24 protein-coding genes and 1 pseudogene are annotated in these 25,612 nt (G+C 65.8%); 19 read left to right on the forward strand and 6 right to left on the reverse strand.

All coding sequences use genetic code 11. The annotated features are described in order from the left end of the window. Window positions 1-13 precede the first annotated feature (13 nt). Window positions 14-880, forward strand: a complete 867-nt coding sequence (locus tag QSJ95_RS06415; RefSeq protein ID WP_009615728.1) for a universal stress protein — start codon at window positions 14-16, stop codon at window positions 878-880. A gap of 156 nt (window positions 881-1,036) precedes the next feature. Here the strand turns inward: QSJ95_RS06415 and QSJ95_RS06420 are convergent, their stop codons facing one another. Both QSJ95_RS06420 and olsB read right to left on the reverse strand, forming a co-directional pair. After that, window positions 1,037-1,801 carry a lysophospholipid acyltransferase family protein gene (locus tag QSJ95_RS06420; protein WP_285640945.1) on the reverse strand — a complete coding sequence of 255 codons (765 nt, stop codon included), beginning with the start codon at window positions 1,799-1,801 and terminating at the stop codon, window positions 1,037-1,039. Continuing rightward, the gene (gene olsB, locus QSJ95_RS06425; protein ID WP_285640947.1) at window positions 1,801-2,559 is read right to left on the reverse strand and encodes an L-ornithine N(alpha)-acyltransferase; all 759 of its coding nucleotides are present in this window, start codon (window positions 2,557-2,559) and stop codon (window positions 1,801-1,803) included. Before olsB ends, QSJ95_RS06420 begins: the two co-directional genes overlap by 1 nt. 143 nt (window positions 2,560-2,702) lie before the next feature. On the opposite strand from olsB, the gene QSJ95_RS06430 reads away from it, so the two are divergent. The 18 genes and pseudogenes from QSJ95_RS06430 (at window position 2,703) to QSJ95_RS06510 (ending at window position 22,858) form a co-directional block, all read left to right on the forward strand. Next, entirely contained in the window at window positions 2,703-3,599 is an 897-nt protein-coding gene (locus tag QSJ95_RS06430) for an acyl-CoA dehydrogenase middle domain-containing protein (protein WP_009615738.1), read from the forward strand. Between the two features lie 71 nt (window positions 3,600-3,670). Then, window positions 3,671-4,456, forward strand: coding sequence for an oxygen-binding di-iron domain-containing protein (locus QSJ95_RS06435; protein WP_285640949.1), 786 nt, complete (start codon window positions 3,671-3,673; stop codon window positions 4,454-4,456). A gap of 90 nt (window positions 4,457-4,546) precedes the next feature. Continuing rightward, the gene (locus QSJ95_RS06440; RefSeq protein WP_472782965.1) at window positions 4,547-5,674 is read left to right on the forward strand and encodes a serine hydrolase domain-containing protein; all 1,128 of its coding nucleotides are present in this window, start codon (window positions 4,547-4,549) and stop codon (window positions 5,672-5,674) included. Then, window positions 5,671-5,991 (forward strand): amidase, encoded by a 321-nt coding sequence (locus QSJ95_RS06445; RefSeq protein ID WP_285640951.1) that lies wholly within the window; start codon window positions 5,671-5,673, stop codon window positions 5,989-5,991. The genes QSJ95_RS06440 and QSJ95_RS06445 overlap by 4 nt, the downstream gene beginning before the upstream one ends. A gap of 239 nt (window positions 5,992-6,230) precedes the next feature. After that, window positions 6,231-6,806 (forward strand): YceI family protein, encoded by a 576-nt coding sequence (locus QSJ95_RS06450; RefSeq protein WP_043314099.1) that lies wholly within the window; start codon window positions 6,231-6,233, stop codon window positions 6,804-6,806. Window positions 6,807-6,880: 74 nt separating this feature from the next. After that, complete coding sequence (locus QSJ95_RS06455; RefSeq protein WP_285641329.1) at window positions 6,881-7,960, forward strand: phospholipase D-like domain-containing protein; 1,080 nt, start codon at window positions 6,881-6,883, stop codon at window positions 7,958-7,960. A gap of 45 nt (window positions 7,961-8,005) precedes the next feature. Continuing rightward, window positions 8,006-9,283, forward strand: coding sequence for an acyltransferase family protein (locus tag QSJ95_RS06460; protein ID WP_285640954.1), 1,278 nt, complete (start codon window positions 8,006-8,008; stop codon window positions 9,281-9,283). 85 nt (window positions 9,284-9,368) lie between these two features. Further along, window positions 9,369-9,968 (forward strand): DUF2846 domain-containing protein, encoded by a 600-nt coding sequence (locus QSJ95_RS06465; protein ID WP_285640956.1) that lies wholly within the window; start codon window positions 9,369-9,371, stop codon window positions 9,966-9,968. A gap of 275 nt (window positions 9,969-10,243) precedes the next feature. Continuing rightward, window positions 10,244-10,756: a formaldehyde-activating enzyme gene (fae, locus tag QSJ95_RS06470; RefSeq protein ID WP_009615752.1), complete on the forward strand. Its 513-nt coding sequence runs from the start codon at window positions 10,244-10,246 to the stop codon at window positions 10,754-10,756. Window positions 10,757-10,766: 10 nt separating this feature from the next. Continuing rightward, on the forward strand, window positions 10,767-11,801 hold the full coding sequence (locus QSJ95_RS06475; RefSeq protein ID WP_285640960.1) for an aldo/keto reductase: 1,035 nt from the start codon (window positions 10,767-10,769) through the stop codon (window positions 11,799-11,801). Continuing rightward, the gene (locus QSJ95_RS06480) at window positions 11,798-13,237 is read left to right on the forward strand and encodes an NAD-dependent succinate-semialdehyde dehydrogenase (RefSeq protein ID WP_285640962.1); all 1,440 of its coding nucleotides are present in this window, start codon (window positions 11,798-11,800) and stop codon (window positions 13,235-13,237) included. Before QSJ95_RS06475 ends, QSJ95_RS06480 begins: the two co-directional genes overlap by 4 nt. Window positions 13,238-13,356: 119 nt before the next feature. Then, a complete protein-coding gene (locus QSJ95_RS06485; RefSeq protein ID WP_285640963.1) occupies window positions 13,357-14,715 on the forward strand; it encodes an MFS transporter in 1,359 nt (452 codons plus the stop codon). Between the two features lie 289 nt (window positions 14,716-15,004). Further along, entirely contained in the window at window positions 15,005-19,174 is a 4,170-nt protein-coding gene (locus tag QSJ95_RS06490; protein ID WP_285640965.1) for an RHS repeat-associated core domain-containing protein, read from the forward strand. Beyond that, entirely contained in the window at window positions 19,171-19,488 is a 318-nt protein-coding gene (locus QSJ95_RS32955; RefSeq protein WP_502945264.1) for a hypothetical protein, read from the forward strand. The genes QSJ95_RS06490 and QSJ95_RS32955 overlap by 4 nt, the downstream gene beginning before the upstream one ends. Window positions 19,489-19,540: 52 nt before the next feature. Continuing rightward, window positions 19,541-20,455: pseudogene (locus tag QSJ95_RS06495) on the forward strand (RHS repeat domain-containing protein); the annotation flags it as partial. Window positions 20,456-21,338: 883 nt separating this feature from the next. Further along, the gene (locus QSJ95_RS06500) at window positions 21,339-21,809 is read left to right on the forward strand and encodes a hypothetical protein (protein WP_285640968.1); all 471 of its coding nucleotides are present in this window, start codon (window positions 21,339-21,341) and stop codon (window positions 21,807-21,809) included. A 115-nt stretch (window positions 21,810-21,924) separates the two neighbouring features. Then, a complete protein-coding gene (locus tag QSJ95_RS06505) occupies window positions 21,925-22,590 on the forward strand; it encodes a hypothetical protein (protein WP_285640970.1) in 666 nt (221 codons plus the stop codon). 16 nt (window positions 22,591-22,606) lie between these two features. Further along, complete coding sequence (locus QSJ95_RS06510) at window positions 22,607-22,858, forward strand: hypothetical protein (protein WP_285640972.1); 252 nt, start codon at window positions 22,607-22,609, stop codon at window positions 22,856-22,858. Window positions 22,859-23,045: 187 nt separating this feature from the next. Here the strand turns inward: QSJ95_RS06510 and QSJ95_RS06515 are convergent, their stop codons facing one another. From QSJ95_RS06515 to QSJ95_RS06530, 4 genes are all read right to left on the reverse strand, one after another. Next, window positions 23,046-23,183, reverse strand: coding sequence for a hypothetical protein (locus tag QSJ95_RS06515; RefSeq protein ID WP_285640973.1), 138 nt, complete (start codon window positions 23,181-23,183; stop codon window positions 23,046-23,048). Between the two features lie 448 nt (window positions 23,184-23,631). Continuing rightward, window positions 23,632-23,802 (reverse strand): DUF1427 family protein, encoded by a 171-nt coding sequence (locus QSJ95_RS06520; RefSeq protein ID WP_285640975.1) that lies wholly within the window; start codon window positions 23,800-23,802, stop codon window positions 23,632-23,634. 52 nt (window positions 23,803-23,854) lie between these two features. Continuing rightward, window positions 23,855-24,508 (reverse strand): hydrolase, encoded by a 654-nt coding sequence (locus tag QSJ95_RS06525; protein ID WP_285640977.1) that lies wholly within the window; start codon window positions 24,506-24,508, stop codon window positions 23,855-23,857. 120 nt (window positions 24,509-24,628) lie between these two features. After that, on the reverse strand, window positions 24,629-25,570 hold the full coding sequence (locus QSJ95_RS06530) for a LysR family transcriptional regulator (RefSeq protein WP_285640978.1): 942 nt from the start codon (window positions 25,568-25,570) through the stop codon (window positions 24,629-24,631). Between the last annotated feature and the right edge of the window lie 42 nt (window positions 25,571-25,612).

Here is a 25,612-nt window from a genome sequence, read left to right on the forward strand (position 1 = left end):
AGGGAGGTGCAGCATGCTCAAATCATTGATGATCGCCACGGATTTGTCTTCGCGCTCGGAGAAGGCCCTGCAACGCGCCGGTGCCCTGGCCAAGCGCTTCGGCTGCCCGTGGACGGTGCTCTGCGTGGTGGACGAGGACCAGCCGGTGGCGCTGGTCGAGCAGGAGGCGACGCAGGTCCGGCTGCTGCTGGAGGCGCGCCTTGTCGAACTCACCGCCCTGGGCGGCGGTTGCCCGCGCATCCGCGTCGAGGTCGGCGACCCGAACCAGAAGATCGTCAGTTGCGCGCTGGAAGAGGACGTCGACCTGCTGGTGATGGGCTCGCACCGCAAGAGCGTGCTGCGCGACATCTTCGTCGGCACCACGGTGGAACGCGTGGTGCGCGCCGGCAAGCTGCCGGTGCTGATGGTCAACCAGCCGGCGGTCGGCGAATACCGCGACCTGCTGCTGGCGCTGGACACCTCGCCGGCCTCGGCCAACGCGGTGCGCGTCGCCGAGCGCCTGGGCCTGCTGCAGGGCGCGGTGCGCCGCGCCATCTATGCCTTCAGCCCGCTGGCCAAGGGCATGATGCAGTACTCCGGGGTCAGCGAGGAACGCATCGACGAGTTCGTCGGCACCGAGACGCGCCAGGCGGTGGACGAGTTCAAGGCGTTCCTCCGCGATCAGCAGCTGGAACCCTGGATCGACGAACAGCTGGTCGCCGTCGGCCTGCCGGGCAACGTGCTGGAGCGCATGTCCGAGAAGCATCGGCCGGACCTGCTGGTGATGGGTACCCGGGGCATGGGAGGGATCAAGCGTGCCCTGATCGGCAGTGTCGCCGACTACGCCCTGCGCGAACTGGATTGCGACATCCTGGTCGTGCCGCCGGAAACCGGCGTGTAGGACGGCGCGGCGCAGGCCCGCGCGCCAAGGGAACGACGGCGCCCGCCAATGGCGGGCGCCGGTCTTTCCGGCTGGCGCCCAAGCCTGCGCCGCCGTCCGGGGCGGAACCTGCCAGCCGTGGCGCCCGGCAGGTTCGACTTTCTCTTTCAGGCTCTTTCAGGCGGCCAGCGCCTGGTCCCGAGCGACTTCCCCGTAGATCACCGTGCCGATGGCGGCGTGGGCCTGCTGCGCCAGCTGGGCGCGGTCGCGGCCCTGGCTGGGCAGCGGCGCGAGCAGGTGGATCTCCACGCAGCCGCGGTCGTTGCGCAGCAGCCGCAGCAGGTGGCTGAGCAGGTCGTCGTCGCCGATGAAGGGGGCCAAATGGTCCGGCTCGCCGTCGCGCAGGTAGCGCAGGGCCACCGGCTGCAGCGGCACCCCGGCCTGGATGGCGCCGGCCAGCAGGCGCCCGTGGAAGTTGCGCAGGCCGCGGCCGTCGGTGGTGGTGCCTTCCGGGAAGATCAGCGTCGAGCGGCCCAGCTGCAGGGCCCCGGCGATCTGCTCGCCGAGGCGGCTGCCGTCGCCCGAGCCGCGGCGGATGAACAGGGTGCCGGCCTTTTCCGCCAGCCAGCCGGCCAGCGGCCACTGGCGCACCTCGGCCTTGGACAGGAAGGTCAGCGGGGCCAGGGCGCCGAGCAGCGGGATGTCGAGCCAGGACACGTGGTTGCTGACCCACAGCGCCGGTTGCCGGGGCAGCTCGCCGTAGACCTTCACCCGCAGCGGCAGGGCGCGGCTCAGGCGCGCCAGCCACCAGCGCGTCAAGCCCTGGCGCAGGGCGGTCCAATCGTAGCCGGGCAGGCGTTCGAGCAGCGCCACCCCGGCGGCCAGCGCCAGGCCCAGGCCGATCACCGCCAGCAGGCGGGCGCTTCGCCAGGCGCCGCGCATCACACGGCCGCCTTGAAGTGGCGGGCGTAGCGTGGGCACAGCTCGTCGCGCTTGAGCAGGATGAACACGTCGGCGACCTGGAAGTCCGGGTCCCAGCAGGGCTCGCCGCAGATCTTCGCGCCCAGGCGCATGTAGGCCTTGAGCAGCGGCGGCAGCTCGGCGGTGAGGTTGTCCGGCAGTTCCTGCGCCGGCAGCGGCGTCTTCGGTTCGGCGCGCAGGTTCTCGCGGCACAGGTAGCGCTCGCGCAGGCGCTGCATCACCGCCAGGGCCTGGATGCCGCCGTCGCGCATGGGGATGCTGGCGCAGCCCATCAGGTAGCGGTAGCCGCCCTCGTTGAGCACCTCGGCCAGCTCGCCCCAGAGCACGGCGATGGTGGCGCCGTTGCGGTAGGCCGGGTCGACGCAGGTGCGGCCGATCTCCAGCACCGGGCCCTGCAGCTCGGCCAGGCCGTCGAGGTGGAATTCCTCTTCGCTGTAGAAGCGCCCCAGGCGCTCGGCGGCGCGGTGGTCGAGCAGGCGGGTGGTGGCCACCAGGGCGCCGCTGGCCAGGTCGCGCACGCCGATGTGCTGGCAGTGGCTGTCGTAGTCGTCCAGGTCCAGGCCGAGCTCGGCGCCTTTGAGGCGCGCCTCGAATTCGGTGCTGAACACGCTGAAACGCAGGGCCTGGGCTTCGCGCAGGGCGCGGGCGCCGCGCAGGCGCACGGCCTTCAGGCGGCGTTCTTCGCGCGGGGTGTCGCAGGCGTGGGCGGTCTGACTCATGCGGAGGCCTCCATGGGCCGGCCAGGCGGGTTGCGGCCGGTCGCCTTTGTTGTGCAAGCTCAGGCTAGGAAGCGGCGGTGTCACGCTTGTGACCCTGGCGTGATGCTTGTATGACAACACCACCCCCCGATGAGGATCGCCCCATGCCCTGGAACCGCCTGCTCGGCCCCCTGGAGCCACTGCCCGCCGGCCTGGCCCTGGAGGACTGGTACGCCGAACTGCTGGCCTGCGCCGCAGGCGCCGGGCCGCTGGAGCTGGCGGTGCTCGCCGGGCGCCTGGCGGCCACCCCCGGCCTGGCCTTCCTCGGCGGCTACCAGGCGGCCCTGCGCGCCCTGTGGCCGGCGGCTCCGGCCGGGCTGGGCGCGCTCTGCGTCAGCGAGGGCAAGAGCCTGCGCCCGGCGGACCTGGCCACCCGCCTGGACGGCCTGACCCTGCACGGCCGCAAGGACTTCGCCACCGCCGCCGACAGCGCCGCCTGGTACCTGGTGGCCGCGCGCGACGAGCCGGACGGCGAGGCCCCGCGCCTGGCCATGACCGTGGTGCTGGCCGGCGCCCCCGGCGCGCGCCTGGAGCCGATGCCGGCCATGCCGCTGATCCCCGACATCCCCCACGCCCGGCTGATCCTCGAGGGCGCCCACTGCGAGCGCCTGCCGGGCGACGGCTGGGACGCCTACAGCAAGCCGTTCCGCGGCCTGGAAGACCTGCACGTGATGGCCGCGCTGCTGGCCTGGCTGTACGGCGTGGGCCTGGCCAGCCGCTGGCCGCGGGAATTGCCCCTGCGCCTGGCCGGGCTGCTGGCCGGCTGCGCCGAAGTGGCGCGGCACCCGGTGGGCGACACGGCGACGCACCTGCTGCTGGGCGGCCTGTTCGCCCAGTTCGACGCCCTGACCCCGGCGCTGGACGCCGCCATCGGCCAGGGCCCGGAGCATTGGGCGCAGCTGTGGAAGCGCGACCGCGCGGTGCTCGCCCTGGGCGGCAGCGCCCGCGCCAGGCGCCTGGACAAGGCCTGGGCGGCCCTGGGGCTTGACCCAGGTCAGTGAGGCCGGCGCGCGCGCCTGGGTACCCTGCGCGACATTCCGCCGCCCCACCGGCATGACCCGCAGGAAGCTCCATGCGTCGCGAACCCATAGTGCTGTTCGACAACGGCACCCACCAATGCCTGTGCTTCGACGACCTCGTCAGTGGAGACGGGGTGCAGTCCAACCAGTTCCTCATCGTCGACCACGGCCAGTACCTGCTGCTCGACCCGGGCGGCGACCTGACCTACACGCCGCTGTCGCTGGAACTGTCGAAGCTGATGCCGTTGCAGGACCTGGACTACATCTTCGCCTCGCACCAGGACCCGGACATCATCGCCGCGCTGGACAAGTGGCTGCTGCACACCCGCGCCAAGGTCGTCTGCTCCAAGCTCTGGGCGCGCTTCCTGCCGCACCTGACGGCCAGCTACCTGGCGGTCAGCCACGGCATCTCCACCTACGACCGCGTCATCGCCGTGCCCGACCGCGGCCAGTCGCTAAACCTCGGGCGCTGCCAGCTGAAGGTGCTGCCGGCGCACTTCCTGCACTCGGTGGGCAACTTCCAGGTCTACGACCCGGTCAGCCGCATCCTCTTCTCCGGCGACATGGGCGCCTCCCTGGTGGACGACGCCAGCCCGGTGCAGGACTTCACCGAGCACCTGCCGCACATGCTCGGCTTCCACCGCCGCTACATGGCCAGCAACAAGGTGTGCCGGCTGTGGGCGGACATGGTGCGCGGCCTGGACGTGCAGATGATGGTGCCGCAGCACGGCCGGCCCTTCGTCGGGCGGCCGATGATCGACGCCTTCCTGGACTGGATCAGCGGCCTGGAATGCGGCATGGACCTGCTCGGCCCGGCCGACTACCAGGTGCCGCGCTGAATCCGTCCGCCATTCCGGCGTGATCGGCGCTTATAGCCGTCATGGCAGCGTGCTAGGGTTCCGCCGGAGCTGACGACAAGAGGCCCGCCGATGCCCATGCCCTCCCTGCGCCCGCTGCTGCGTGGCCTCACCCTGGCCGCCGGCCTGTGCCTGCTGGCGCCGGCCCACGCGGAAACCTGGCCGGACGCCGACTGGCAGTCCGGCCCTGCGCCCAGTGGCCCGGCGTTGCAGGCCTTCGAAGCCTATGCCTTCCCGGCGCGCGACGACGCCACCCGCCAGGGCGTGCGCAGCGACGCCGTGGTGGTGATCCGCGACGGTCAGCTGGTCTACGAACGTTATGCCGGGCCGACACGGGCGCAGACCCCGCACCTGGCCTGGTCGATGAGCAAGAGCATCATGGCCTGCGTGCTCGGCGTGGCCTACGGCGAGGGCCGCTTCCAGCTGGACGACGCGGTGGCGCAGCACTTCGCGCCCTTCGCCGCGCACCCGCAGGTGAAGATGCGCCACCTGCTCAACTGGGCCTCGGGCCTGGCCTGGGAAGAAGACTACGAATACGCCCCGCTGAAATCCTCGGTGGTGGCCATGCTCTACACCCGCGGCCGCGACGACATGGCCGGCTTCGTCGCCGGCTTCCCCGCCGACGCCGAGCCGGGGCAGCGCTTCCGCTACTCCAGCGGCGACAGCAACGTGCTCGCCGCCAGCCTCAGGCAGATGGTCGGCGAGGCTTATGCGGACTACCCCTGGACCGCGCTGTTCGAGCCCCTGGGCATCCGCTCGGCGGTGTGGGAGCGCGACGCCAGCGGCACCTTCGTCGGCTCCTCCTACGCCTACATGACCGCCCGCGACCTGGCGCGCATCGGCCTGCTGATGCAGCGCGGCGGGCGCTGGAAGGAGCGCCAGCTGCTGCCCCAGGCCTGGATGCAGTTCGCCCTCACGCCGTTCGCCAACTACCGCCCGAGCGCGGAAGACGCCAGCGACGGCGTGCCCGGCGGCCAGTGGTGGCTCAACCGCGCCCCGGCCGGCGCCGGCCTGCCCTGGCCGAACGCCCCGGAAACCGCCTTCGCCGCCCTCGGCCACTGGGGCCAGGCGCTCTACGTGCTGCCCGACCAGAAGCTGGTGATAGTGCGCTACGCCGACGACCGCGACGGCAGCTACCGCCACGACGACTTCCTCAAGCGGGCCCTCGCGGCCTTCGCCCAGCCGGAGGCCAAGCCATGATCCGCCGCCACCCGCTGCTCAGCCTGCTGCTCCTGGCGCTGGTCGCCCTGGCCGGCTGGGCCTGGGCCAACCGCGTGCACCTGGAATCCTTCCCGCCGATCATCGGCGCCTACACGGCCAAGGAGTACTGCTCCTGCCGCTACGTCATGGGCAACAGCGCCGAGTACTGCCAGGACTACACCAAGCAGTACGTGCCCACCAGCGCCTTCCTCGACGACGCCGAGCACAAGCGCGTGACCGCCCGCGGCCTGGGCAGCACCCAGACCGCCGCCTGGCTCGGCCCGCGCGAGGGCTGCCGGCTGCTGCCGCAGCCGTAGGGCGGATAACGCCTACGGCGTTATCCGCCGCTTGGCCTTGGTTCCCGGCGGCGTCTGGGTTGACCTGGGCGTTGGCTGTGGCCTGGGTGTATCGGCGGATAACCGCGAACGGTTATACGCCCTACGTCTGAACCAATGGCGCTGCCGCCTGCCCAACGGGCTCGCCGGCCGGTTTGCAAGCCGACGGCGGGCGGCTATCGTTGGCCGTTGATCCAGCCGTTTTCCATGTAAGGGATTTCATGCGCTCGCTGTTCGCCTTCCTCTTCGCGGCCTGCTTCGCCGCTTCCGCCCAGGCGGCCTGGTATCTCGACTACGAGTCCTCGCGGCTGAACTTCGTCACCGGCCGCGGCGCCGCCGGCGCCGACAACAACCGCTTCCTGGTCATGCACGGCAGCGTCGACGACCACGGCAAGGCCAGCCTGCGCATCGAGCTGGACTCGGTGCTTAGCGGCGTGCCGCTGCGCGACGAGCGCATCCGCGAGCTGCTGTTCGAGACCGAACGCTACCCCGAGGCCAGCGTGGACGCGCAGCTGGACCTGGGGCCGATCCTCGGCCTGGCCAACGGCGCGCAGCTGGAGATGCCACTACCGCTGCGCCTGGACCTGCACGGCGCCAGCCGCGCCTACCGCGCCGAGGTGCTGGTGACGCGCCTGGACGAACGGCGCTTCCAGGTGGTGACGCTGTCGCCGCTGATCCTCGACGCCGCCGACTTCGGCCTGGCGCCGGGGGTGGAGAAACTGCGCAAGCTCGCCGGCCTGCAGACCATCAACCTGGCGGTGCCGGTGGGCGCCGTGCTGATCTTCGCCCAGCGGTGAGCGGGCCGGTCTTCCCCTGGCGCAGCGGCAACCGCTTCGCCCTGCTGGTGGACGGGGAGGACTTCTTCCCGAGCATGCTCACGGCCATCGCCCGGGCGCAGCGCCAGGTGGACCTGGAGCTGTACCTGGTGGAGGGCGGCACCTGTTCCGAACTGCTGCTGGAAACCCTGATCGACGCCCTGCGCCGCGGCGTGGCGGTGCGCTGCCTGTTCGACGGCTTCGGCGCCCTGCGCCTGGGCAGCGCCTGGGGCCGCCGCCTGCGCGAGGCCGGCGGCGAGCTGCGCCTGTACAACCCGCTGCGCTGGCGCGGCGGCTGGCGCAACCTGTTCCGCGACCACCGCAAGCTGCTGCTGGTGGACCAGGACCTGGGCTACGTCGGCGGCGCCGGCGCCACCGACGAGTTCTGGTCGGTGCCGGAGAACGCCAGCGCCTGGCACGAGGTGATGGTGGAAATGCAGGGCCCGGTGCTGGCCGACTGGCTGGTGCTGTTCGAGCGCCAGTGGCACGCCTGCCTGCAGGCCAAGGCCTGGCGCCCGCAGCAGATGCTGCCGCCGGCGCGCCTGCCGCCCACGCCCGTGGGCGGCAGCGGCCTGGGCCGGGTGGCCTACGCCGACGCCCGCCAGCACCGCGACATCCTGCAGTCGCTGGTGCGCAGCCTGAACGGCGCGCAGCAGCGCATCTGGCTGGCCACGCCGTATTTCCTGCCCACCTGGAAGGTCCGCCGGGCGCTGCGCAAGGCCGCGCGGCGCGGGGTGGAAGTGCGCCTGCTGCTGACCGGCCGGCTCACCGACCACGCCCCCGTGCGCTATGCTGGGCAGCGCTATTACCCGCGCCTGCTGCGCGCCGGCATCCGCATCTTCGAGTACCAGCCGCGCTTCCTGCACATGAAGGTGGTGCTGGTGGACGATTGGGCGAGCGTCGGCTCATGCAACTTCGATCATTGGAACTTGCGGTTCAATCTGGATGCCAATATCGAGATACTGGACGCCGACTTCACGGCGGCGGTGGCCGATTGCCTGATCGCCGACTTCGCCGCCAGCCGGGAGATCGATTTCACGCTGTGGCACGGCCGCTCCCTTTGGATGCGCCTGCACCAGCGGTTGTGGGGCTGGCTCGACCGGGTGGTGGTCAACTTCCTCGACCGCCGCCGTTGAGCAGTCCGCCGGGGCAGGCACCCCGGGGAGAACGGGAGCAAGGTCGTGAACAAGATCGGCAAGGAAAGGTTCATCGGGCTGGAGTGGTTGCGCTTCCTGCTCGGGATATACGTGGTGGTCTACCACACCCTCCATGCCTACCCGGCGGAGCAGAAGTTTCGCGGGCTGGACGAGCTGACCAGCCTGGGCTTCTTCGCCACCAGCACCTTCTTCGTGCTCTCCGGCTTCCTCCTGGCCCACGTCTACGTCACCGACGGCCAGTTGCGCGAGAGCCCACGCAGCTTCCTCACCAAGCGCTTCTCCAACCTCTATCCGATCCACATCTTCTCGATCCTGCTGACCATCGGCGTGCTGCTGCTGATCAGCCAGCTGGGCATCGGCCCGGACCTGGACCAGGCCACCCCGCGCTTCGTGGTCTACGACACCCACGAGCGCCTCGGCCAGAGCCACCCGGAGCTGTTCCGCCACTGGATGAGCGACCGCGAGCTGCTGCTCAACAGCATCCTCCAGCTGACCATGCTGCAGGCCTGGAACCCGCTGTACCTGACCTTCAACGCGCCGCTCTGGTCGCTGTCCACGCTGTTCTTCTTCTACCTCTGCTTCCCGGCGCTGGCGCCGCGGCTGATGCGCATCGGCAACAAGCGGCGGGCGCTGCTGGCGCTCTGGCTGCTGTATCTGGTGCCGCCGCTGCTGCTGGCGCTGCACCAGCAGTACGGCATGCCCTGGACTGGCCTGTTGCACCGCAACCCCATCCTGCGCCTGCCGGAATTCCTCGGCGGCATCCTCGCCTACGGCCTGTTCCGCGAGCACAAGGACAGCGGCCGCCTGCCCGGCACCGGCGCGGTGCTGGCGCTGGGCGGCTTCGTGGTGGCCAACTTCCTCGCCGCCGACTACCTCTACACCCAGGGCGCGCGGCACTGGTACTTCCTGCTGCACAACGGCCTGCTGCTGCCGGCGCAGCTGGTGCTGGTGTACATCAGCGCCTTGCCGCGCGACCCGCACAGCCCGGCGATCCGCCACTGGTCGCCGCGCCTGGGGGCGGCCTCGCTGTCGCTGTTCGCCCTGCACGTGCCGCTGTTCACCCTGTTCTCCCGCGCCGAGAAGCTGATCCGCGCGCCGGGCGACTGCCTGGCCGACTGGGCCTACTGCATCACCGCGGCCACCGAGCAGCAGCTGTCGCTGTGGCTGTACCCGCTGTTCCTGCTGTTCATGGTGGTCAGCTGTGTGCTGTTCCAGGAGCGCTTGGTGGTACCCACTCGCAAGTGGCTGGTGCGTCACCTGTTACCGCAGGCGGCGCAGAGGCGCCCGGCCACGCTGCCCTGAGGCGCCGCCACCCGGACTTTCGGCGGGTGGCCAGGCGGCCGGCGCTGGTTATGCTCGCGGCATGACCACAAGAAGGGACTGACGCATGTTGCGATCGCTGCTGGGCCTGGTTCTCCTGCTGCTGGCCGGTTGCAGTTCCCCCGGCGCCTTCTTCGGCGCCACCGACGGCCAGGCCTTCGCGCCGCTGCGACCCGGCGACGCGCAGCATGCCCTGGTCTACCTCTACCGCCCGCAGAACCAGTGGGCCGACGAGGAACTGGAAGCCCCCGGCCTGTTCCTCAACAACGAGCTGATCGGCAGCCTGCCGAGCAACGGCTACCTGGCCCTGGAGTTCGAACCGGGCAGCTTCAAGCTGGAAATGCGCCGGCCGCTGTTCGGCAGCTTCTGGACCTTCTTCGCCGACGGCCCGCTGGACTTCACCCGTATTTCCAGCTTCATGCTCGAAGCCAAGGCCGGCGGCGTCTACTACCTGCGCTACGACGAGGACCGCGTGCCCGCCAAGCGCAGTCACAGCGAGGGCGACGGCCCGCTGCAACTGATCGAAGCGCGCCTGGCCGAGCCCGAGATCGCCAGCACCCGCCTGGTCCAGGAACCGGCGCATATCGCCGCCAGCGGCTACGAGGTGCGGCGCCAACGGCGCTTCTGGGAAGGTGTCGGCAAGGCCCTGGACAAGGTCGGCATCTGAACCCCTCCAGGTTATGAGTTGAACTCATAGCTCCTTGAGTTTTTATGCTTACCGGCCCGCAACGGGCCGGTGCTAAAAAATCGCGCAACGGCTCCCGACAACAACAACGAGCGATTGCGCCATGCCTTCATTCCTCCCGCTGCTTTCCCGCTTCCCGCTCGTTCCTCCTCCAACCCCGTCGCGAACCGATCACTGAACCCGGCTGCCCCGCAGCCCTGCGCACGGACCTTCGCGGCCCGCGCTTCCGCTCGCCCTGACGATCCCACGAGGTACCCATGAAACAGCTCGATCTCTACATCGGTGAAGGCTTCGAAGGCCCCGGCGTCAACGCCGCGCACATCAACATCCTGCTCGGCCCGCGCAACGGCCCCGCCGGCCAGGCCTTCGCCGGCAGCCTGGCCTCGCCCAGCCAGGGCCACTGCCCGTTCATGGTGATCGCCCAGCCGAACCTCCCGGTCAAGCCGATGACCCTCTACGTGAACAAGGCCCCGATCGGCGGCGACCTGCACGCCAACGCCACCTGGGGCGCGTCCCAGGCCGGCATCGCCAAGGCCGTCACCGAGGCCCTGCTGGACGGCACCCTGCCGGCCGAAGCCGAGGACGAGTGGGCCATCGTCACCGCCAACTGGGTCAACCCGGCCTGCGACGACCTGGATGCCGTCTACCTGAACAACTACAACGCCTGCCGCACCGCCATCCGCGCGGCGCTGGCCTGCAAGCCCGAGCGCGCGCAGCTGGCCGACGTGGTCGGGCAGATCGCCAACCCCTTCTACACCCCCAAAGCCTGAGGTCGCCGCCATGCAATACATCCGTCTCGGCAACTCCGGCCTGCAGGTCTCCAAGCTGTGCCTGGGCACCATGAACATGGGTACCCCGGACTGGAAGCCGTGGATCTTCGACGAACAGCGCAGCGAACCGATCGTGAAGCACGCACTGGACGCCGGGGTCAACTTCATCGACCTGGCCGACTTCTACTCCGCCGGCGTCGGCGAGGAAGTGGTGGGGCGCATCCTCAAGCGCCTGGTGCGCCGCGAGGACATCGTGGTCACCACCAAGGTCGGCTACGGTACCCGCCAGGGCATCAACGCCAGCGGCCATTCGCGCAAGCACATCATGGACAGCATCGACGCCTCCCTGGCCCGCCTGGGCATGGACTACGTCGATATCTACATGCTGCATTTCTATGACGTGAACACCCCCGTGGAAGAGGCGATGGGCGCGCTGAACGACATCGTCCGCGCCGGCAAGGCCCGCTATATAGGCGTATCCACCATGCTCACCGGGCAACTGGCGAAAATCCTCATGGCCTGCGAGCGCAACGGCTGGGTCAAGCCGATCAACATGCAGCTGCAGCTCAACTGCGCCTACCGCGAGGAAGAGCGCGAGATGATCCCCTTCTGCCGCGACCAGGGCCTCGGTGTCTCGGTGTTCAGCCCGCTGGCCCGCGGCCTGCTGACCGGCGATGCGCAATCCACGCGCAACCAGACCGATTTCTTCACCCAGCAGATGTACGCCGACGAGACCTCCTTCGAGATCGCCCGCTCGGTGCAGCGCGTGGCCCGGCGCCGCGGCGTGAGCAACGCGCAGGTCGCCCAGGCCTGGGTGCTCAACCACCCCGGCGTGGACTGCATGCTGGTCGGCGCCGACACCACGGCGCAGTTCGACAGCGCCCTGGCCGCTCTGGAGACGCGCCTGGACGAGGAAGAACTCTACGAGCTGGAGCGCAACTACACGCCTTGCGACGTCATCAACGACTACACCGCCGGCAAGCGCATCCTCCGCGTGGCCCGGCCGATGCGCGAGACCTTTTCGCTGACGGAGGCCGTGGCATGAGCGCACTGCTGAAAGCCGGCCACTACATCGACGGACAGTGGCACAGCGGCGGCCCGACCTACGCGGTACGCAACCCGGCCACCGGCGAGGTGGTCGCCGAAGTGCCGCGCGGCGGCGCCGAGGAAACCAACGCCGCCATCGCCGCCGCCGAGCGCGCCCTGCCGGCCTGGCGCGGGCTGCTGGCCAAGGAGCGCGCGGCGCGCCTGCGCCGCTGGGCCGAACTGATGCTGGCCAGCCAGGACGAACTGGCGCGCCTGCTCAGCCGCGAACAGGGCAAGCCCCTGGCCGAGGCGAAAGGCGAGGTGGCCTACGCCGCCAGCTTCCTCGAATGGTTCGCCGAGGAAGCCAAGCGCGTGTACGGCGACGTGATCCCCTCGCCCAAGACCGACGCGCGCATCGTCGTCACCAAGCAGCCGATCGGCGTGGTGGCCGCCATCACCCCGTGGAACTTCCCCCTGGCCATGGTCACCCGCAAGGTCGGCCCGGCCCTGGCGGCGGGCTGCACGCTGATCCTCAAGCCCTCGGAAGAGACGCCGCTGTCGGCCTTCGCCCTGGCCGTGCTGGCCGAGCAGGCGGGCATTCCCGCCGGGGTGTTCAACATCGTCTCCGGCGATGCCCCGGCCATCGGCGGCGCGCTGCAGGCCTCCGGCGTAGTGCGCAAGCTGTCGTTCACCGGCTCCACCCGCACCGGCAAGCTGCTGATGCGCCAGGCCGCGGACACCCTGAAGAAGGTCTCCCTGGAACTGGGCGGCAACGCGCCCTTCATCGTCTTCGCCGACGCCGACCTGGACGCCGCGGTGCGCGGCGCCATGGCCTCGAAGTTCCGCAACACCGGGCAGACCTGCGTGTGCGTCAACCGCTTCTACGTGCAGGACGAGGTGTACGAAGCCTTCACCGCCAAGCTCGCCGAAGCGGTGCGCGCGCTGCGCGTGGGCAATGCCCTGGAAGGCGACACCGAGCAGGGCCCGCTGATCAACGAAGCGGCCCTGGCCAAGGTCGAGCAGCACGTCGGCGATGCCCTGGAGAAGGGCGCCCGGCTACTCTGCGGCGGCCAGCGCCACGCCCTGGGCGGCACCTTCTACGAGCCCACGGTGCTGGCCGAGGCGAACGCCGGGATGCTGATCGCCGGCGAGGAAACCTTCGGCCCGGTGGCCGCCTGCTTCCGCTTCCGCGACGAGGCCGAGGCGCTGCGCCTGGCCAACGACACGCCCTACGGCCTGTCCGCCTACTTCTACAGCCGCGACATCGGCCGCGTCTGGCGCATGGCAGAGGGCCTGGAGGCGGGCATGGTCGGCATCAACGAAGGGATCATCTCCACCGAGGTGGCGCCCTTCGGCGGCATCAAGGAATCCGGCCTGGGCCGCGAGGGCTCCAAGTACGGCCTCGACGACTACCTGGAGATCAAGTACCTGCTGCTCGGCGGCCTGTCCGACTGACGCCGCCCCGCATGCAGCCGCGGCCACGCCGCTAAGGAGTTCCGCCAACCGCCGCCGCCCCGACCGGTGTGGCGGTCATCCTTCCGTTCAGACAACAAGAAAAAAACTCGGAGACGATCATGTCGGGTAACACAGTCAGAATCGATGACCTGCCCATCGGCAGGTTCCACATCAAGATCGCCGGCCTCACCTTCGGCGCCCACTTCACCGACGGCTACATCCTCGGGCTGATCGGCATCGCCTTCACCCTGATCAACCCGCAACTGAACCTCGACCCCTTCTGGCAGGGCCTGATCGGCAGCTCGGCGCTGCTCGGGCTGTTCTTCGGCAGCCTGTTCTTCGGCTGGATTTCCGACCACCTGGGGCGGCAGAAAATCTTCCTCATCAGCTTCGTGCTGATCACCCTGGCCTCGCTGCTGCAGTTCTTCGCCGAGACGGCGCTGCAACTGTTCCTCTGCCGGGTGCTGATCGGCATCGGTCTGGGCGGCGACTTCAGCGTCGGCCACGCCATGCTCGCCGAGTTCTCGCCGAAGAAGCACCGCGGCGTGCTGCTGGGTTCCTTCAGCGTGATCTGGACCTTCGGCTACGTCGCCGCCACCTTCGTCGGCACCGCCATGCTCGGCCTGGGCGACGACGCCTGGCGCTGGATGCTGGCATCCTCGGCGATCCCCGCGGCCATGATCCTGATCGCCCGCATCGGCACCCCGGAATCGCCGCGCTGGCTGGTGCACAAGGGCCGTGTGGAAGAAGCGCGGGCCATAGTGCGCAAGCACCTGGGCGCGCACGTGGTGCTCGACGACGAGATCGCCGAGGAGCACAAGGGTGGCTTCCGCCAGCTGTTCAGCGCGCAGTACCGCAAGCGCACCGCGTTCAACTGCCTGTTCTTCATCTGCATCGTCATGCCGTACTTCGCCATCTACACCTTCCTGCCGTCGATCCTGCAGAAGATGGGCCTGGCCGAGGGCTTCGGCACCGAGATGCTGCTCAACGCGCTGCTGGTGGTGGGCGCACTGCTGGGCATCTGGTGCACGGTGAAATTCACCCGCCGCGGCTTCCTCATCGGCTCCTTCCTGATCCTCTCCGCCGCGCTCTTCCTGCTGGTGCTGCTGCCCGGCAGCCTGGCCTGGCTGATGGTGGCGACCTTCGGCCTGTTCACCCTGGTGCTCTCGGCGGTGAGCAACCTGGTCGGCGTCTACCCGGCGGAAAGCTTCCCCACCGAAGTGCGCGCCGGCGGCATCGGCCTGGCCACCGCCGCCAGCCGCCTGGGCTCGGCGCTGAGCACCTTCCTGCTGCCGGTCAGCGTGGCCGGCATCGGCCTCAACCCGACCATGGCCATCCTCGCCGGCATCCTCCTGTTCGGCGCGCTGATCTCCATGGCCTGGGCGCCGGAGACCAAGTACCTGACGCTGACCGACGCCGGCAAGGGTGAAGGCGAGGACGCCGCGCAGGCGCCGGCGCGCAAGGCGGCGCTGGTCTGATCCGTCTGTTGGTTCAGGCTACTCGGGCGTTTCTTCCCTTCTCCCGAGTGGCCTGGGCAGATGGTCCCGCTCCAGTTTTTGGCGAGCGTCCGGCCTTCCCGCCAAATGCCGGGTGGCTGCCTTTTCTGAAGGGATTTCCTTGAAAGATCTTGCGGCCCGAGCAGTTATTTCCCTGTAGTTGGCGGGATTTTTTTCTGAGTTCCAGAGTGCCTAGGCGTTAACGTTTTCGGTCCCTGCGCCTTGTTTGACTGCGCCCTTCGTTTGGGCGTGAGCCAGCAAGGAGAAAGGATTGAAGCGCAAGGTCGTGGCCAGGATCGGCCGGAGTCTGGGGGTGGGCCTGCTCGCCTGGGTGGCGGGTTGGGTACAGGCGGCACCGGGGCTGGACCATCAGTACCGCGGTCCGCACTACAACACCGAGGCGTTGCAGCTGGACGTGCTGGACCTGCAGGTGCAGGCCCTGGGCGGGCCCATCCGCCTGCTGCGCAGCTGGAAGAACGGCCGCTGGGAGTGGAACGAGCGCTGGGCGGACCTTACCGTGCTCGGCCCGGCCAAGGCCGACGCGCCGCAGGGCGCGGCCGACCCGGTCAATGCCGACCGCCCCTACGCGGTGATCCGTGGTGGGCAGAGCTACCTGCGCGCGACCAGCACGGTGCAGGGCCAGGACGTGAGCTTCCACAACCTGCCCCGGCGCACCCTGACAGCCCTGCAACGCGGCCTGGCCGGCTACCGCTGGCAGGACGTGCAGGGCAACCGTATCGACTACGACGCCCAGGGCCGCATGACCGGCTACCAGGACCGCAACGGACTGCAGACCCGCCTGGTGCGCGATGCCCAGGGCCGGATCGTCGGCGTCGAGGATCACCACGGCGAGCGTGTGCTGGACCTGACGTACGTTGGCGACCAACTCAGCGGTATCCGTGACTACAGCGGCCGCGAAGTCAAATACGAATACAGCGGCGATCGCCTCGCCGCGGTGACCGACGTGCTTGGCCAGCGCTGGGAGTACCACTACGACGGCAACGGCCTGGCCGGCTACACCGACCCCTTGGGCCAGCGCACCACCTACGTGCTGGGCAAGAAGGACAGCGTCAAGGAAGTCCGCTGGGCCGATGGCCGCAAGCTGCAGTACAGCTATGGCTACGACCGCGCCCAGGGCCTGTTCCATGTCCGCCAGGCCGACCAGGGTGGACTGGTCCGTGAACAATGGTACGACCGCCTCGGCCATCGGGTGCGCCAGGCGGAGAACGGCGAAACCCTGTTCAGCCGGCAGTACCAACTGTCGGACCGCTCGAGCAACGTGGGCAAGGTGGCCGAGGCCTACCAACTGACCGGCAAGAGCCTGGCGCTGAGCCGCGAGATCTCCCGGCGCCAGGGCCGCTCGCCTTCCCCCTACGTGGCGCAGATGATCGAACAGGACGCCCAGGGGCAGCGCACCACCACCGAATACAACCGCTACAACCAGGTCATCCGCATCCAGTACGCCAACGGCAGCGAGATCCGCAACAGCTACGACCCGGCGGCCCGCCAACTCAGCGAGCGCATCGACGAGCGCGGCATCGTCACCCGCTACCGCTACGACGGCAAGGGCAACCTGATCGAACGGATCGACGCCGCCGACAGCCCGCAAGCCAGCCGCACCACCTACGTCTACGACAGCCTCGGGCAACTCATCGAAGAGCATCGCCCGGGCAGCGGCGACACCCCGGCGGCCACCTGGAAATACCAGTACGACGGCAAGGGCAACCGCAGCCAGACCCTCGACCCCCTGGGCCATGCCAGCACCTCGACCCATGACGTGCTGGGCAACGTCCTGAGCCTGACCAACGCCCTGGGCCAGACCTGGAGCAGCACCTACGACGCGGCAGGCAATCTGACCAGCCTGAGCACCCCCCTGCAGCAAACGCTCACCCATCATTACGATGCCCTGGGCCAACGCATCAAAAGCGTCGCGCCCAACGGCGGCGAACGGCTGAGCGAGTACAACGCCGCCGGCCTGCCCACCAGCCTCACCGATGCGGTCAACGCCCGAACCCGCTTCGAATACGACGCCAGCCAGCGGCTGGTGGCGCTGATCGATCCCTTGGGCCACACCCGCCGGCGCGGCTACGACGCCCGTGGCCGCCTGCTCAACGAAAGGGATGCCGCCGACAATCTCACCCAGTACCAGTACGACAAGGAACGCCTGGTCGGCATCGATTACCCGACCTACCGCGAACGCTTCGACTACGACGCCCGGGAACGACTCAAGCGCCAACGCCGCGAATACCCCGTCGACGGCGAAACCCGCGACCAGACGGAACACTACCGCTACCTGGCCGACGGTTTGCTGGAACAATGGCTGGATGCGGCGGGCAACCCCACGGACAACCAATACGATGCCCTGGGCCGCCTGGTGGAAAGCCGCGATGCCGAAGGCGGCATCACCCGCTATGCCTATGACGCCCGTGGCAACCTGATCCAGGTGACCGACCCCGCCGGCCGCAGTACCCGCTTTCGCTACGATGCCCGTGATGCCCTGGTCGCCGAAATCAAACCCGGCGATGCCGACACCCCGCCTACCGAGCGGCACTACTTGTACGATGCGGCCGGCAACCTGAGCCAGGTCATCACGCCGGATGGCCGTATCAGCCGCTACCAGTACGATGCAGCCAACCGCCTGGTCCAGGCCCGACACTTCAGCAACGCCGGCCAGGCCGAGACCGACCGCGCCGAGCGCACCACCACTTACCGTTACAGCGCGCTCAACCGGCTGCAAAGCTACGAGGACGAAGACAGCCAGGCGCTCTACGAGCATGACGCCCTGGGCCGGGTCATTCGCCTGACCGTCACCTACAAGACGGCCAGCCCCGTCTTCAGCAAGAGCATTGCCTACAACTACGACGCCAACGGCCGCAAGGTCAGCTATAGCACCCCGGAGCAGCAGACCTACAGCTACCGCTACAGTGCCCATGGCCCACTCGACGGCCTGAGCATCCCCGGCGAAGGCAGCATCAGTTGGCAGAACTTCAACTGGCAAAAGCCACGGACCGTCCTCTACCCCGGCGGCAATGCCCTGCGCAGCGTCCACGACGGCCTGCTGCGCTACACCCAGCGCAATCTCGACGACCTGGCCGGCAACCCGATCCAGCGGCAGCACTACCAGTACGACGCCGCGGGCAATATCACGGCCATTGCCAGCCAGACCGGCGAACAGCGATACGGCTACGACAAGCTCTATCGCCTGACCGAAGCCCACTACCCCAGTGGCGACAGCCGAAGCGACGAAGCCTATGCCTACGACGGCGTGGGCAACCGCCTGGACGCCAAGGCCGACAAAGCGGAACTGGACATCGGCCGCTGGCAATACAACGCCCACAACCAACTGCTCAGCCACGACGGCATCGGCTACCGCTACAACGCCGACGGCCACCTGATCGAAAAGGGCGCGCTGCAAAGCGACGGCAGCCTGATCCAGAGCGGCGCCCTCGACCACTGGCGCTACCGCTACGACAGCCGCGAACGCCTGGTCCAGGTCGAGAAGAACGGCCAGCCACTGGCCCGCTACCGCTACAACCCCCTGGGCCAGCGCATCAGCAAGACACTGCTGCCAAGCGAAAAGACCACCTACTACTTCTACAGCGAAGAAGGCCTGGTCGGCGTGTACGACGCCCAGGGCAACCTGGAACAGGAATACGCCTACGACCCCAGCGCGCCCTGGATGAGCCAGCCGCTGTTCACCCGTGTGCAACGCCGCGATACCCAGGCCTGGAGCGTGAGCTACTTCGGCACCAGCCACCTGGGTACGCCGGAAGTGGCGTTCGAGAAGAGCGGCGAAGTGACCTGGCGCGCCCAGGCCCAGGCTTTTGGCGAAACACAGATAACGCTCAATACCATCGACAACGCACTGCGTTTCCCCGGGCAGTATTTCGATACGGAGACGGGGCTGTATCAGAACTACTTCAGGGATTATGACCCGCGCCTGGGACGGTATGTGCAAAGTGATCCGATTGGACTAAACGGAGGGCTTAATAGGTACGCTTATGTAATTGGAAATCCTATTTTTCGCTCAGATCCTTACGGATTAAAGACAATTCAATGTACGAAGCCGTTAAATGCCTTGGAGGAAAAAATTGGTCCTGATGGCGCCAAAATAGCGCACGACTGGGTACCGTACTTTTACCATCAATACTCATGTGTTGTAGGAAAAGATGGGAAGGTAACGTGTGGGGGGCAAGATGCGGCGGATTCGGCTTTGAGAGGAGAAGGCAAACCAAGCCAAGATTCTTTAGAGGCAGGGCGAGAATGTAAGGAAATTGAGCCCGATAATGACTGCTTTGAACAGTGCTTGATTTCTGAGTGGGGTAAACCAAGACCAAAGTATGGGATACCCTTTGGAACTGACTGCCAAGAATATGATGATAAGGTAGTTAAGAGTTGCCGGAAAGAGTGTGATGTTAAGCAGAAGCGGTGGTGGCAGTGATTTTAAATATAATTAAGTTGGTATGGGTGGTGGCAAATTTTATAGTTTTGGGGTTCACCCTGTCAGGTTTCTGCGAGAAGGTGTCAAATGACATTGTGATAGTTTTCGCATGGAGTATGTTGGCGCTGTCTTTTCCGATGGGTAGTGTGATATCTTTTATATATTTTATATTGGATTTTGTGTTTTTTATAAAAATAAATGATACATTTTTTTCGATATTTATTACTTGGCTAGGTATATTTTTGGTCGGCTATTTTCAGTGGTTTGTATTTATTCCTGCCGTTGTCAGATGGCTTCGACGACCCAGGGGTTAATTGATTTTGTCTGGTTTAATAAGTTTAGCTATGGTAAAGCAAATACCGCTACGACAGCCGCGAACGCCTGGTCGAGGTCGAGAAGAATGGCCAGCCACTGGCCCGCTACCGCTACAACCCCCTGGGCCAGTGCATCAGCAAGACGCTGCTGCCGAGCGAAAAGACCACCTACTACTTCTACAGCGAAGAAGGCCTGGTCGGCGTGTACGACGCCCAAGGCGGCTTGGAACAGGAATACGCCTACGACCCCAGCGCGCCCTGGATGAGCCAGCCGCTGTTCACCCGGGCGCAACGCCGCGATACCCAGGCCTGGAGCGTGAGCTACTTCGGCACCAGCCACCTGGGTATGCCGGAAGTGGCGTTCGAGAAGAGCGGCGAAGTGACCTGGCGCGCCCAGGCCCAGGCTTTTGGCGAAACACAGATAACGCTCAATGCCATCGACAACGCGCTGCGTTTCCCGGGGCAGTATTTCGATGCGGAGACGGGGCTGTATCAGAACTACCTCAGGGATTATGACCTGCGACTGGGACGGTATGTGCAGCAAGATCCAGTCGGGCTAGACGGCGGGATAAATATTTACTGGTATGTTGGATTGAACCCTATTTATTCAGTTGATGTGTTTGGGCCCAGGGCGTGGGCAATTGGAGGTCGACCTCCAATTAACCCTTGGAGTCCTCAACAGAGAACTAGCCCTGGAAAAGGCCCGGGTGAGAATGGAGTAAGGCATCTACGAGATAAAGCGCAGTGTGAAAGGCATGAGTCTTATCCCCCGGATCGGCTTGATAGAGATCCGCCTAATGCCAACAATGACCCTGTTGGGAATCTGAATGAGCAACCTCAAACGCCTGGAGCATATGCATGCCCGTTTAACTCTCCCAGTTGCTACTTTGAGACTGAATGTTCTATGTATCAGTGTATGGCTGGCAACTATTATATAGATTCTTGTGGGTCGCAGAATTCTAATTGATATTTTACTAAGTCGCCCCGTGGGATGAGTATTGCATCTGCTATGGCGAAAAATGGAAGTGTTAAATTATAGATAATATTTCTGTGAGGTTTTTGTGAGTGGTGTGGTCTTTATATGCGTTGTAGTTAGGGGGTTGGCTGCTCTTCTAGCTTTCTATTGCTTGGGGCAAGCAACCAACCTAGTTAGGTATCTCTCTGAGGGAAGCCCTGTGGATGAGATTTATTTATTGTGGGTTCTTTTGGCTTGTTTGTTTTCCATTATGCTTTGGCGGTTTTCGGGGGAGTTTTCTTCTGTTTTGTGGAGGAAGGAGTTGGTCGATAGAAACGCTTCCTCTGAGTCCTTGTCAGGATTTGAATTTGTAGTTCTTGGTCTGGGTTTATATTTTTGGGCTTGTTCAGTGTTCGGTTTAGTAAGGTTCGCGGGAGATTTTCTGGTTATGGGGTTGATGTATAACATGTGGGGGCGCAATTTTTTCCTAAACATGTTGGTTAGTATGTGTGGGATTTTTATAGGTGGGGGGATGGTGGTTTTCTGTAGGCGAATTGTGCGTGTGCTCCGGTGCTAATTCGCTATGAAGGGGTTATTAAAAATATTGTATATATTTGTTGTGGCATCAATAATAAGTTTGTGAGGGTTGTTGTGTTTGGGTTTGATGAATCAAATATGTTGTCTGCTCTGTCTGTTGTAGACAGGATCGGCAGGCCGACCTCTCGTGAGGTATTTTCACTGAAGTATTAACGCTTTCATGGGGAAGGCTGTTTGTATCAAAGTATTTCATTTGAGGGTTCAGTGATCTTTAGGGGGCGGAGTTGGTAGCCTTAGCATCTTCTTGTGCCTTGGGTGTAGGACAGGCTGCTCGGTGGGAAATTGTTGCGAGGTAACTATGAGTGAAGTGAATTGTGTGCGTATTGTAATGAGAGTATTGGCCATTTTTATTGGTTTCTATGGTTTGGAACAGGCCATTAGCTTGGCTCAGTACTTACGCAGTGAACAAAATTTACTGCTGGCGAAATTGTATGTACTCTGGGTTTCCCTGATTTTCTTGTCTTCTGTCGCATTTTGGGTTTTTCCGAAAACGATATTTTCCTTTTTTGGGGGGGGTAAACAGATCATTTTGGTTGCGGCGCCGGCAATTGAGGTGATGGTAGTTGGGGTGGGTTTGTATTTCTTGGTTGAATCAGTTTTGGACTCCATATATTTCGTAGGAGATGTGTTGGTGTTCGGAGTTGCCACGGGAGAATGGGGAGTTAAGCGTGAGGAATATCTTAATTTGATTGTGAGTGTTTGTGGGGTTCTTATTGGAGGAGGGATGGCATTTTGTTGGAGGAGGGTCGTGCGTGTGCTTCAGCGCTAGTTTCATAGAATGGTCAGGTTCTACGAGAGGGGCGCTTAATATCAATTTTTCCTTTATGTGAGTTGGTAATTTTTATGCCGCTAACCAGCCGTTCGAGACGGCCGGTGATGCCGGCGTGACTAGGCTCAACAGTGGATTGTTGACGGGGTTGGGCCATAGCCACCAGACCACCGAAGATGGCACCTACTACTACCGGGTGGTGGCAGCGAATTCGCTCGGCTCGGAAAGTGCGCCGTCGGTGCTGCGCATGGCGGAGGCCGATCGCACCTTGCCCAGGGTCGAGGCGGTCGAATACGAAAGCCACGGGGCGGTAGCCACCGATGGTCGCCATGGACCCGGGAGGATCGATGTCCGGCTGCGCATGAGTGAGCAGCTACGTAATGCTCCCTTCTTCAGCCTGGATGTGCCACAGGGCGGTTCGATCCCCGTGCGCCTGAGCCAAGCGGCCAACGACTCGCTGGACTACCAGGGGAGCTTCGACCTGAGCGATGCCGTACCGTCCGGATTGCTCCATGCCCGGGTTTCGGCTTACGACCCGGTTGGCAACGAAGGTACTGAAATCGTCGAGGGCAAGACCCTGCGAGTCGACACCCAGGGGCCGGATGTCCAGTCGTTGTCGTTGCTGCCCGGACATCCCGCGGAAAACTTCGTAGCCGAAGCCGCGAGCGCCTGGTCGAGGTCGAGAAGAACGGCCACCCGCAGGCCCGCTACCGCTACAACTCCCTGGGCCAACGCATCAGCAAGACACTGCTGCCAAGCTCACCTACTACTTCTACAGTGAAGAAGGCCTGATCGGTGTGTACGACGCCCAGGGCGGCTTGGTACAGGAATACGCCTACGACCCCGGCGCGCCCTGGATGAGCCAGCCGCTGTTCACCCAGGCTCAACGCCGCGATACCCAGGCCTGGAGCGTGAGCTACTTCGGTACCAGCCACCTGGGTACGCCGGAAGTGGCGTTCGAGAAGCGCGGCGAAGTGACTTGGCGGACTCAGGGTTTTATCAGTGCTATAGACAGCTCACTGCGTTTCCGAGGCCGTGCTTCGATATAGAGAGGGCCGCGTCAAGGCTAATTTAGGAATTACAAGTCGAGTGGGAGCCGTATGTGCAGAATAACCCTGCAGAGTTAGTTGGCTGGGACTTGGGCGCCAAACTTTGATAGGGCTTTTAAATCTCCTTTCCCGTCTACGGAGCGAAGCGTTATCCAGCAACGGCGGATAACGCTTCGCGTTATGCGCCCTACGGTCGGGTGCGTTGCTCGGCGGCGGTGTACAGCCGCTCGACATCGGCCGCCAGGTATTCCTGCGCGCTGAAGGTGCCGTCCAGCACTTCCTCGGTGGGGGCGCCCAGGTCTGGTGCGTCGGCCAGCAGGCGCACCAGATTGACCAGGGCCGCCTGTCGGGATTGCGCGGCGTCGTCTAGCCCCGGTGGGGCGGTGCTTTTCAGGGTATGGGTAGCACTTGGGCTGCAAGGTTCATGGGGTTGTTTCCTAATCGAATGGGTTTCCGATTCCTGACGCCAATCAGGGAGGGCGGACCGCACAGGTTGGCGTGCCGGGATTAGGACCGGCGCATCCGAGGATGCCCCGCACGACCCGCCCATAACGCGGATGCAGCCATGTCAGGCGCCAAGCATCAGGGGGCTGCTCTGGAGCCGTCAATCGGCGGCGGGGAGAAGGAGGGGCGGAATCGTATCGGCAGGAGGCGTGCTTATCAGACGAGGAGACGCTTTACTGCCTTTGCCGATCTTTCGGAGCCCGAACCTTCTGCCCAACCGATACTTCCGGCGTCTGCCGTTCCGCAGCAACGCTGGCAGCCGACGGCGCCTAGAGCAACCGCCTGGTCAGTGGCAGGGCCTGTTCGCCGAGCAGCATGCCCAGCAGGCCGAGCAGGCCGAGCAGGGCTATGGTTGGTGGCGCCGGCGAGCGCACGCCGCTCAGGGAATAGATGACGCCCACCAGCAGGCCGACGCCCAGGGAAAGGAAATAGGCTTTCATGCCGCGTCTCCCCAGGGCCCCGTGGGGGCTGGCCGCCACGGGGCCGCGGTGCTCAGCCCTGGTGGCCGCCGAGCATGGCCTTGGCGTACTGGATGCCGATGCCGAAGGCGCCGCCGAACTCGACCGAGATGCCGGTGGTGAGGTCGTAGGTTTCCACGCGGGCCCAGTCGCGCTGCAGTTCCAGCAGGTAGGTGAGGGCGGTGATCGGCCGGGCGCCGGCCTGGAGCATGCGCTGCACCGCGCGCTCGTGGGCCTCGGCGGTGCAGTCGCCGCAGGCGTCGGTCACCACGTAGACCTCGAAGCCCTGTTCCAGCGCCGAGAGCACCGGGCCGTTGCAGCACACCGAGGTCCACAGGCCGCACATCACCAGGCGCGGCTTGTCGGTGGCGTTGATGGCGGCGATGAACTGCTCGTCTTCCCAGGCGTTGGAGGTGGTGCGGTCGATGACCTCGGCGTCGGGGAAGGCCTCGCTGACTTCGGGGAACAGCGGGCCGGCGAAGCTTTCCCGGGAGATGGTCGAGATGACCGTGGGCACGCCGAAGCCCTTGGCGGCGTTGGCGAGGATCGCGGTGTTGGCGCGCAGGCTGGCGATGTCGATGGACTTGGTGTTGAAGGCCATCTGCGACTGGTGGTCGATCAGCACCAGGGCGTGGTCCTGGGGGCTGAGCAGGGAACGGGCGGGCTTGGTGGACGCTTTGACGTTCATGGGGAAGTCCTCCTCTGGTGGGCTGCCGGCAGCCGTGGCTGCCGGTCTCCGCCGAGTCTAGGGACCTGGCACGGCGCCCGGGTGTGCGTTTGCGCGGAGTCGAATCCGCAGGATCGCGGATCAGCGGCCGGGCAGGGCGAGGGAGGCGGGGCGCAGTTCGCGGCCTTCGATGAAGTCGCGCTGGCGGACGATGGCCTCGGCGCAGTGCGTGAGGAAGGCGTACACCCGGCCGGACTTGCGGATGTCCGGATGGGTGAGCACCCAGAGTTCGTCGTGGACCTCCGGCTGCACCGGGCTGATGCGCACCAGGCCGGGCACCAGGTCGCCGTGCATGCAGGGCAGGAAGCCGATGCCCATGCCGGCGGCGATGGCCGCGGCGACGCCGGCCACCGAGTCGCTGCGGTAGCCGATCCGTTGCGGCGCGACGCGTTGCTCGACGAAGCCATACGCGCGCAGGCCGGCCAGGCCGCGGCCGTAGGACACCCATTGGCGCTGCCAGAGGTCGTCGAGGATGGGGGCGTGGCCGACATAGTCGACGCGGCGCCCGTAGATGGCCCAGGCCACGGTCGCCACCTTGCGCCCGAACAGGTTCTCCGGCGGCACCAGGGTGGCGCGGAAGGCGATGTCCGAGTCGCCGCGGGCGAGGTTCAGCGGCTGGTTGCTCACCAGCACCTCGATGCGGATTTCCGGGTTGGCCGCCTGGAAGCCGGCGATGATCGGGGTGAGGAAGTCCAGCAGCAGGGCATCGCTGGTGGTGATGCGCAGGTCGCCCTTGTGGCCCTGGGCGTGGCTCGACACCCGCCGCGCCACGCTGAGGATGTCCTGCTCCAGGCGCCCGCCCAGTTCGACCAGCTCGGCGCCGGCGGCGGTGGGGGCATAGCCGCTGCGGCGCCGGTCGAAGAGGGCCACGCCGAGGGTGCCCTCCAGGGCCGCCAGGTGCCGGGAGACGGTCGAGTGGTTCAACCCCAGCGCGGCGGCCGCGGCCACCAGGCTGCCGCCTTCGCCGATCGCCTTGACGATGCGCAGGTCGTCCCAGGAAAGCTTGTGCAGGGGATCGGTCATGGGGTTCCTCGGAGGGTGCTCGCTACGGACCTGGAAGGTAGC

This window comes from Pseudomonas sp. NBRC 100443, assembly GCF_030268185.1.
In the GTDB taxonomy this organism is placed as follows: Bacteria; Pseudomonadota; Gammaproteobacteria; order Pseudomonadales; family Pseudomonadaceae; genus Pseudomonas; species Pseudomonas citronellolis.

Bases quoted from the DNA above. Each gene is read 5' to 3' on its own strand.
- QSJ95_RS06500 (WP_285640968.1), top strand. From the start codon at position 21,339: ATGAGTGAAGTGAATTGTGTGCGTATTGTAATGAGAGTATTGGCCATT.
- QSJ95_RS06420 (WP_285640945.1), bottom strand. From the start codon at position 1,801: ATGCGCGGCGCCTGGCGAAGCGCCCGCCTGCTGGCGGTGATCGGCCTG.
- olsB (WP_285640947.1), bottom strand. From the start codon at position 2,559: ATGAGTCAGACCGCCCACGCCTGCGACACCCCGCGCGAAGAACGCCGC.
- QSJ95_RS06530 (WP_285640978.1), bottom strand. From the start codon at position 25,570: ATGACCGATCCCCTGCACAAGCTTTCCTGGGACGACCTGCGCATCGTC.
- QSJ95_RS06520 (WP_285640975.1), bottom strand. From the start codon at position 23,802: ATGAAAGCCTATTTCCTTTCCCTGGGCGTCGGCCTGCTGGTGGGCGTC.
- QSJ95_RS06525 (WP_285640977.1), bottom strand. From the start codon at position 24,508: ATGAACGTCAAAGCGTCCACCAAGCCCGCCCGTTCCCTGCTCAGCCCC.
- QSJ95_RS06465 (WP_285640956.1), top strand. From the start codon at position 9,369: ATGTTGCGATCGCTGCTGGGCCTGGTTCTCCTGCTGCTGGCCGGTTGC.
- fae (WP_009615752.1), top strand. From the start codon at position 10,244: ATGAAACAGCTCGATCTCTACATCGGTGAAGGCTTCGAAGGCCCCGGC.
- QSJ95_RS06485 (WP_285640963.1), top strand. From the start codon at position 13,357: ATGTCGGGTAACACAGTCAGAATCGATGACCTGCCCATCGGCAGGTTC.
- QSJ95_RS06435 (WP_285640949.1), top strand. From the start codon at position 3,671: ATGCGTCGCGAACCCATAGTGCTGTTCGACAACGGCACCCACCAATGC.
- QSJ95_RS06445 (WP_285640951.1), top strand. From the start codon at position 5,671: ATGATCCGCCGCCACCCGCTGCTCAGCCTGCTGCTCCTGGCGCTGGTC.
- QSJ95_RS06450 (WP_043314099.1), top strand. From the start codon at position 6,231: ATGCGCTCGCTGTTCGCCTTCCTCTTCGCGGCCTGCTTCGCCGCTTCC.
- QSJ95_RS06430 (WP_009615738.1), top strand. From the start codon at position 2,703: ATGCCCTGGAACCGCCTGCTCGGCCCCCTGGAGCCACTGCCCGCCGGC.
- QSJ95_RS06455 (WP_285641329.1), top strand. From the start codon at position 6,881: ATGCTCACGGCCATCGCCCGGGCGCAGCGCCAGGTGGACCTGGAGCTG.
- QSJ95_RS06475 (WP_285640960.1), top strand. From the start codon at position 10,767: ATGCAATACATCCGTCTCGGCAACTCCGGCCTGCAGGTCTCCAAGCTG.
- QSJ95_RS06480 (WP_285640962.1), top strand. From the start codon at position 11,798: ATGAGCGCACTGCTGAAAGCCGGCCACTACATCGACGGACAGTGGCAC.
- QSJ95_RS06415 (WP_009615728.1), top strand. From the start codon at position 14: ATGCTCAAATCATTGATGATCGCCACGGATTTGTCTTCGCGCTCGGAG.
- QSJ95_RS06440 (WP_472782965.1), top strand. From the start codon at position 4,547: ATGCCCATGCCCTCCCTGCGCCCGCTGCTGCGTGGCCTCACCCTGGCC.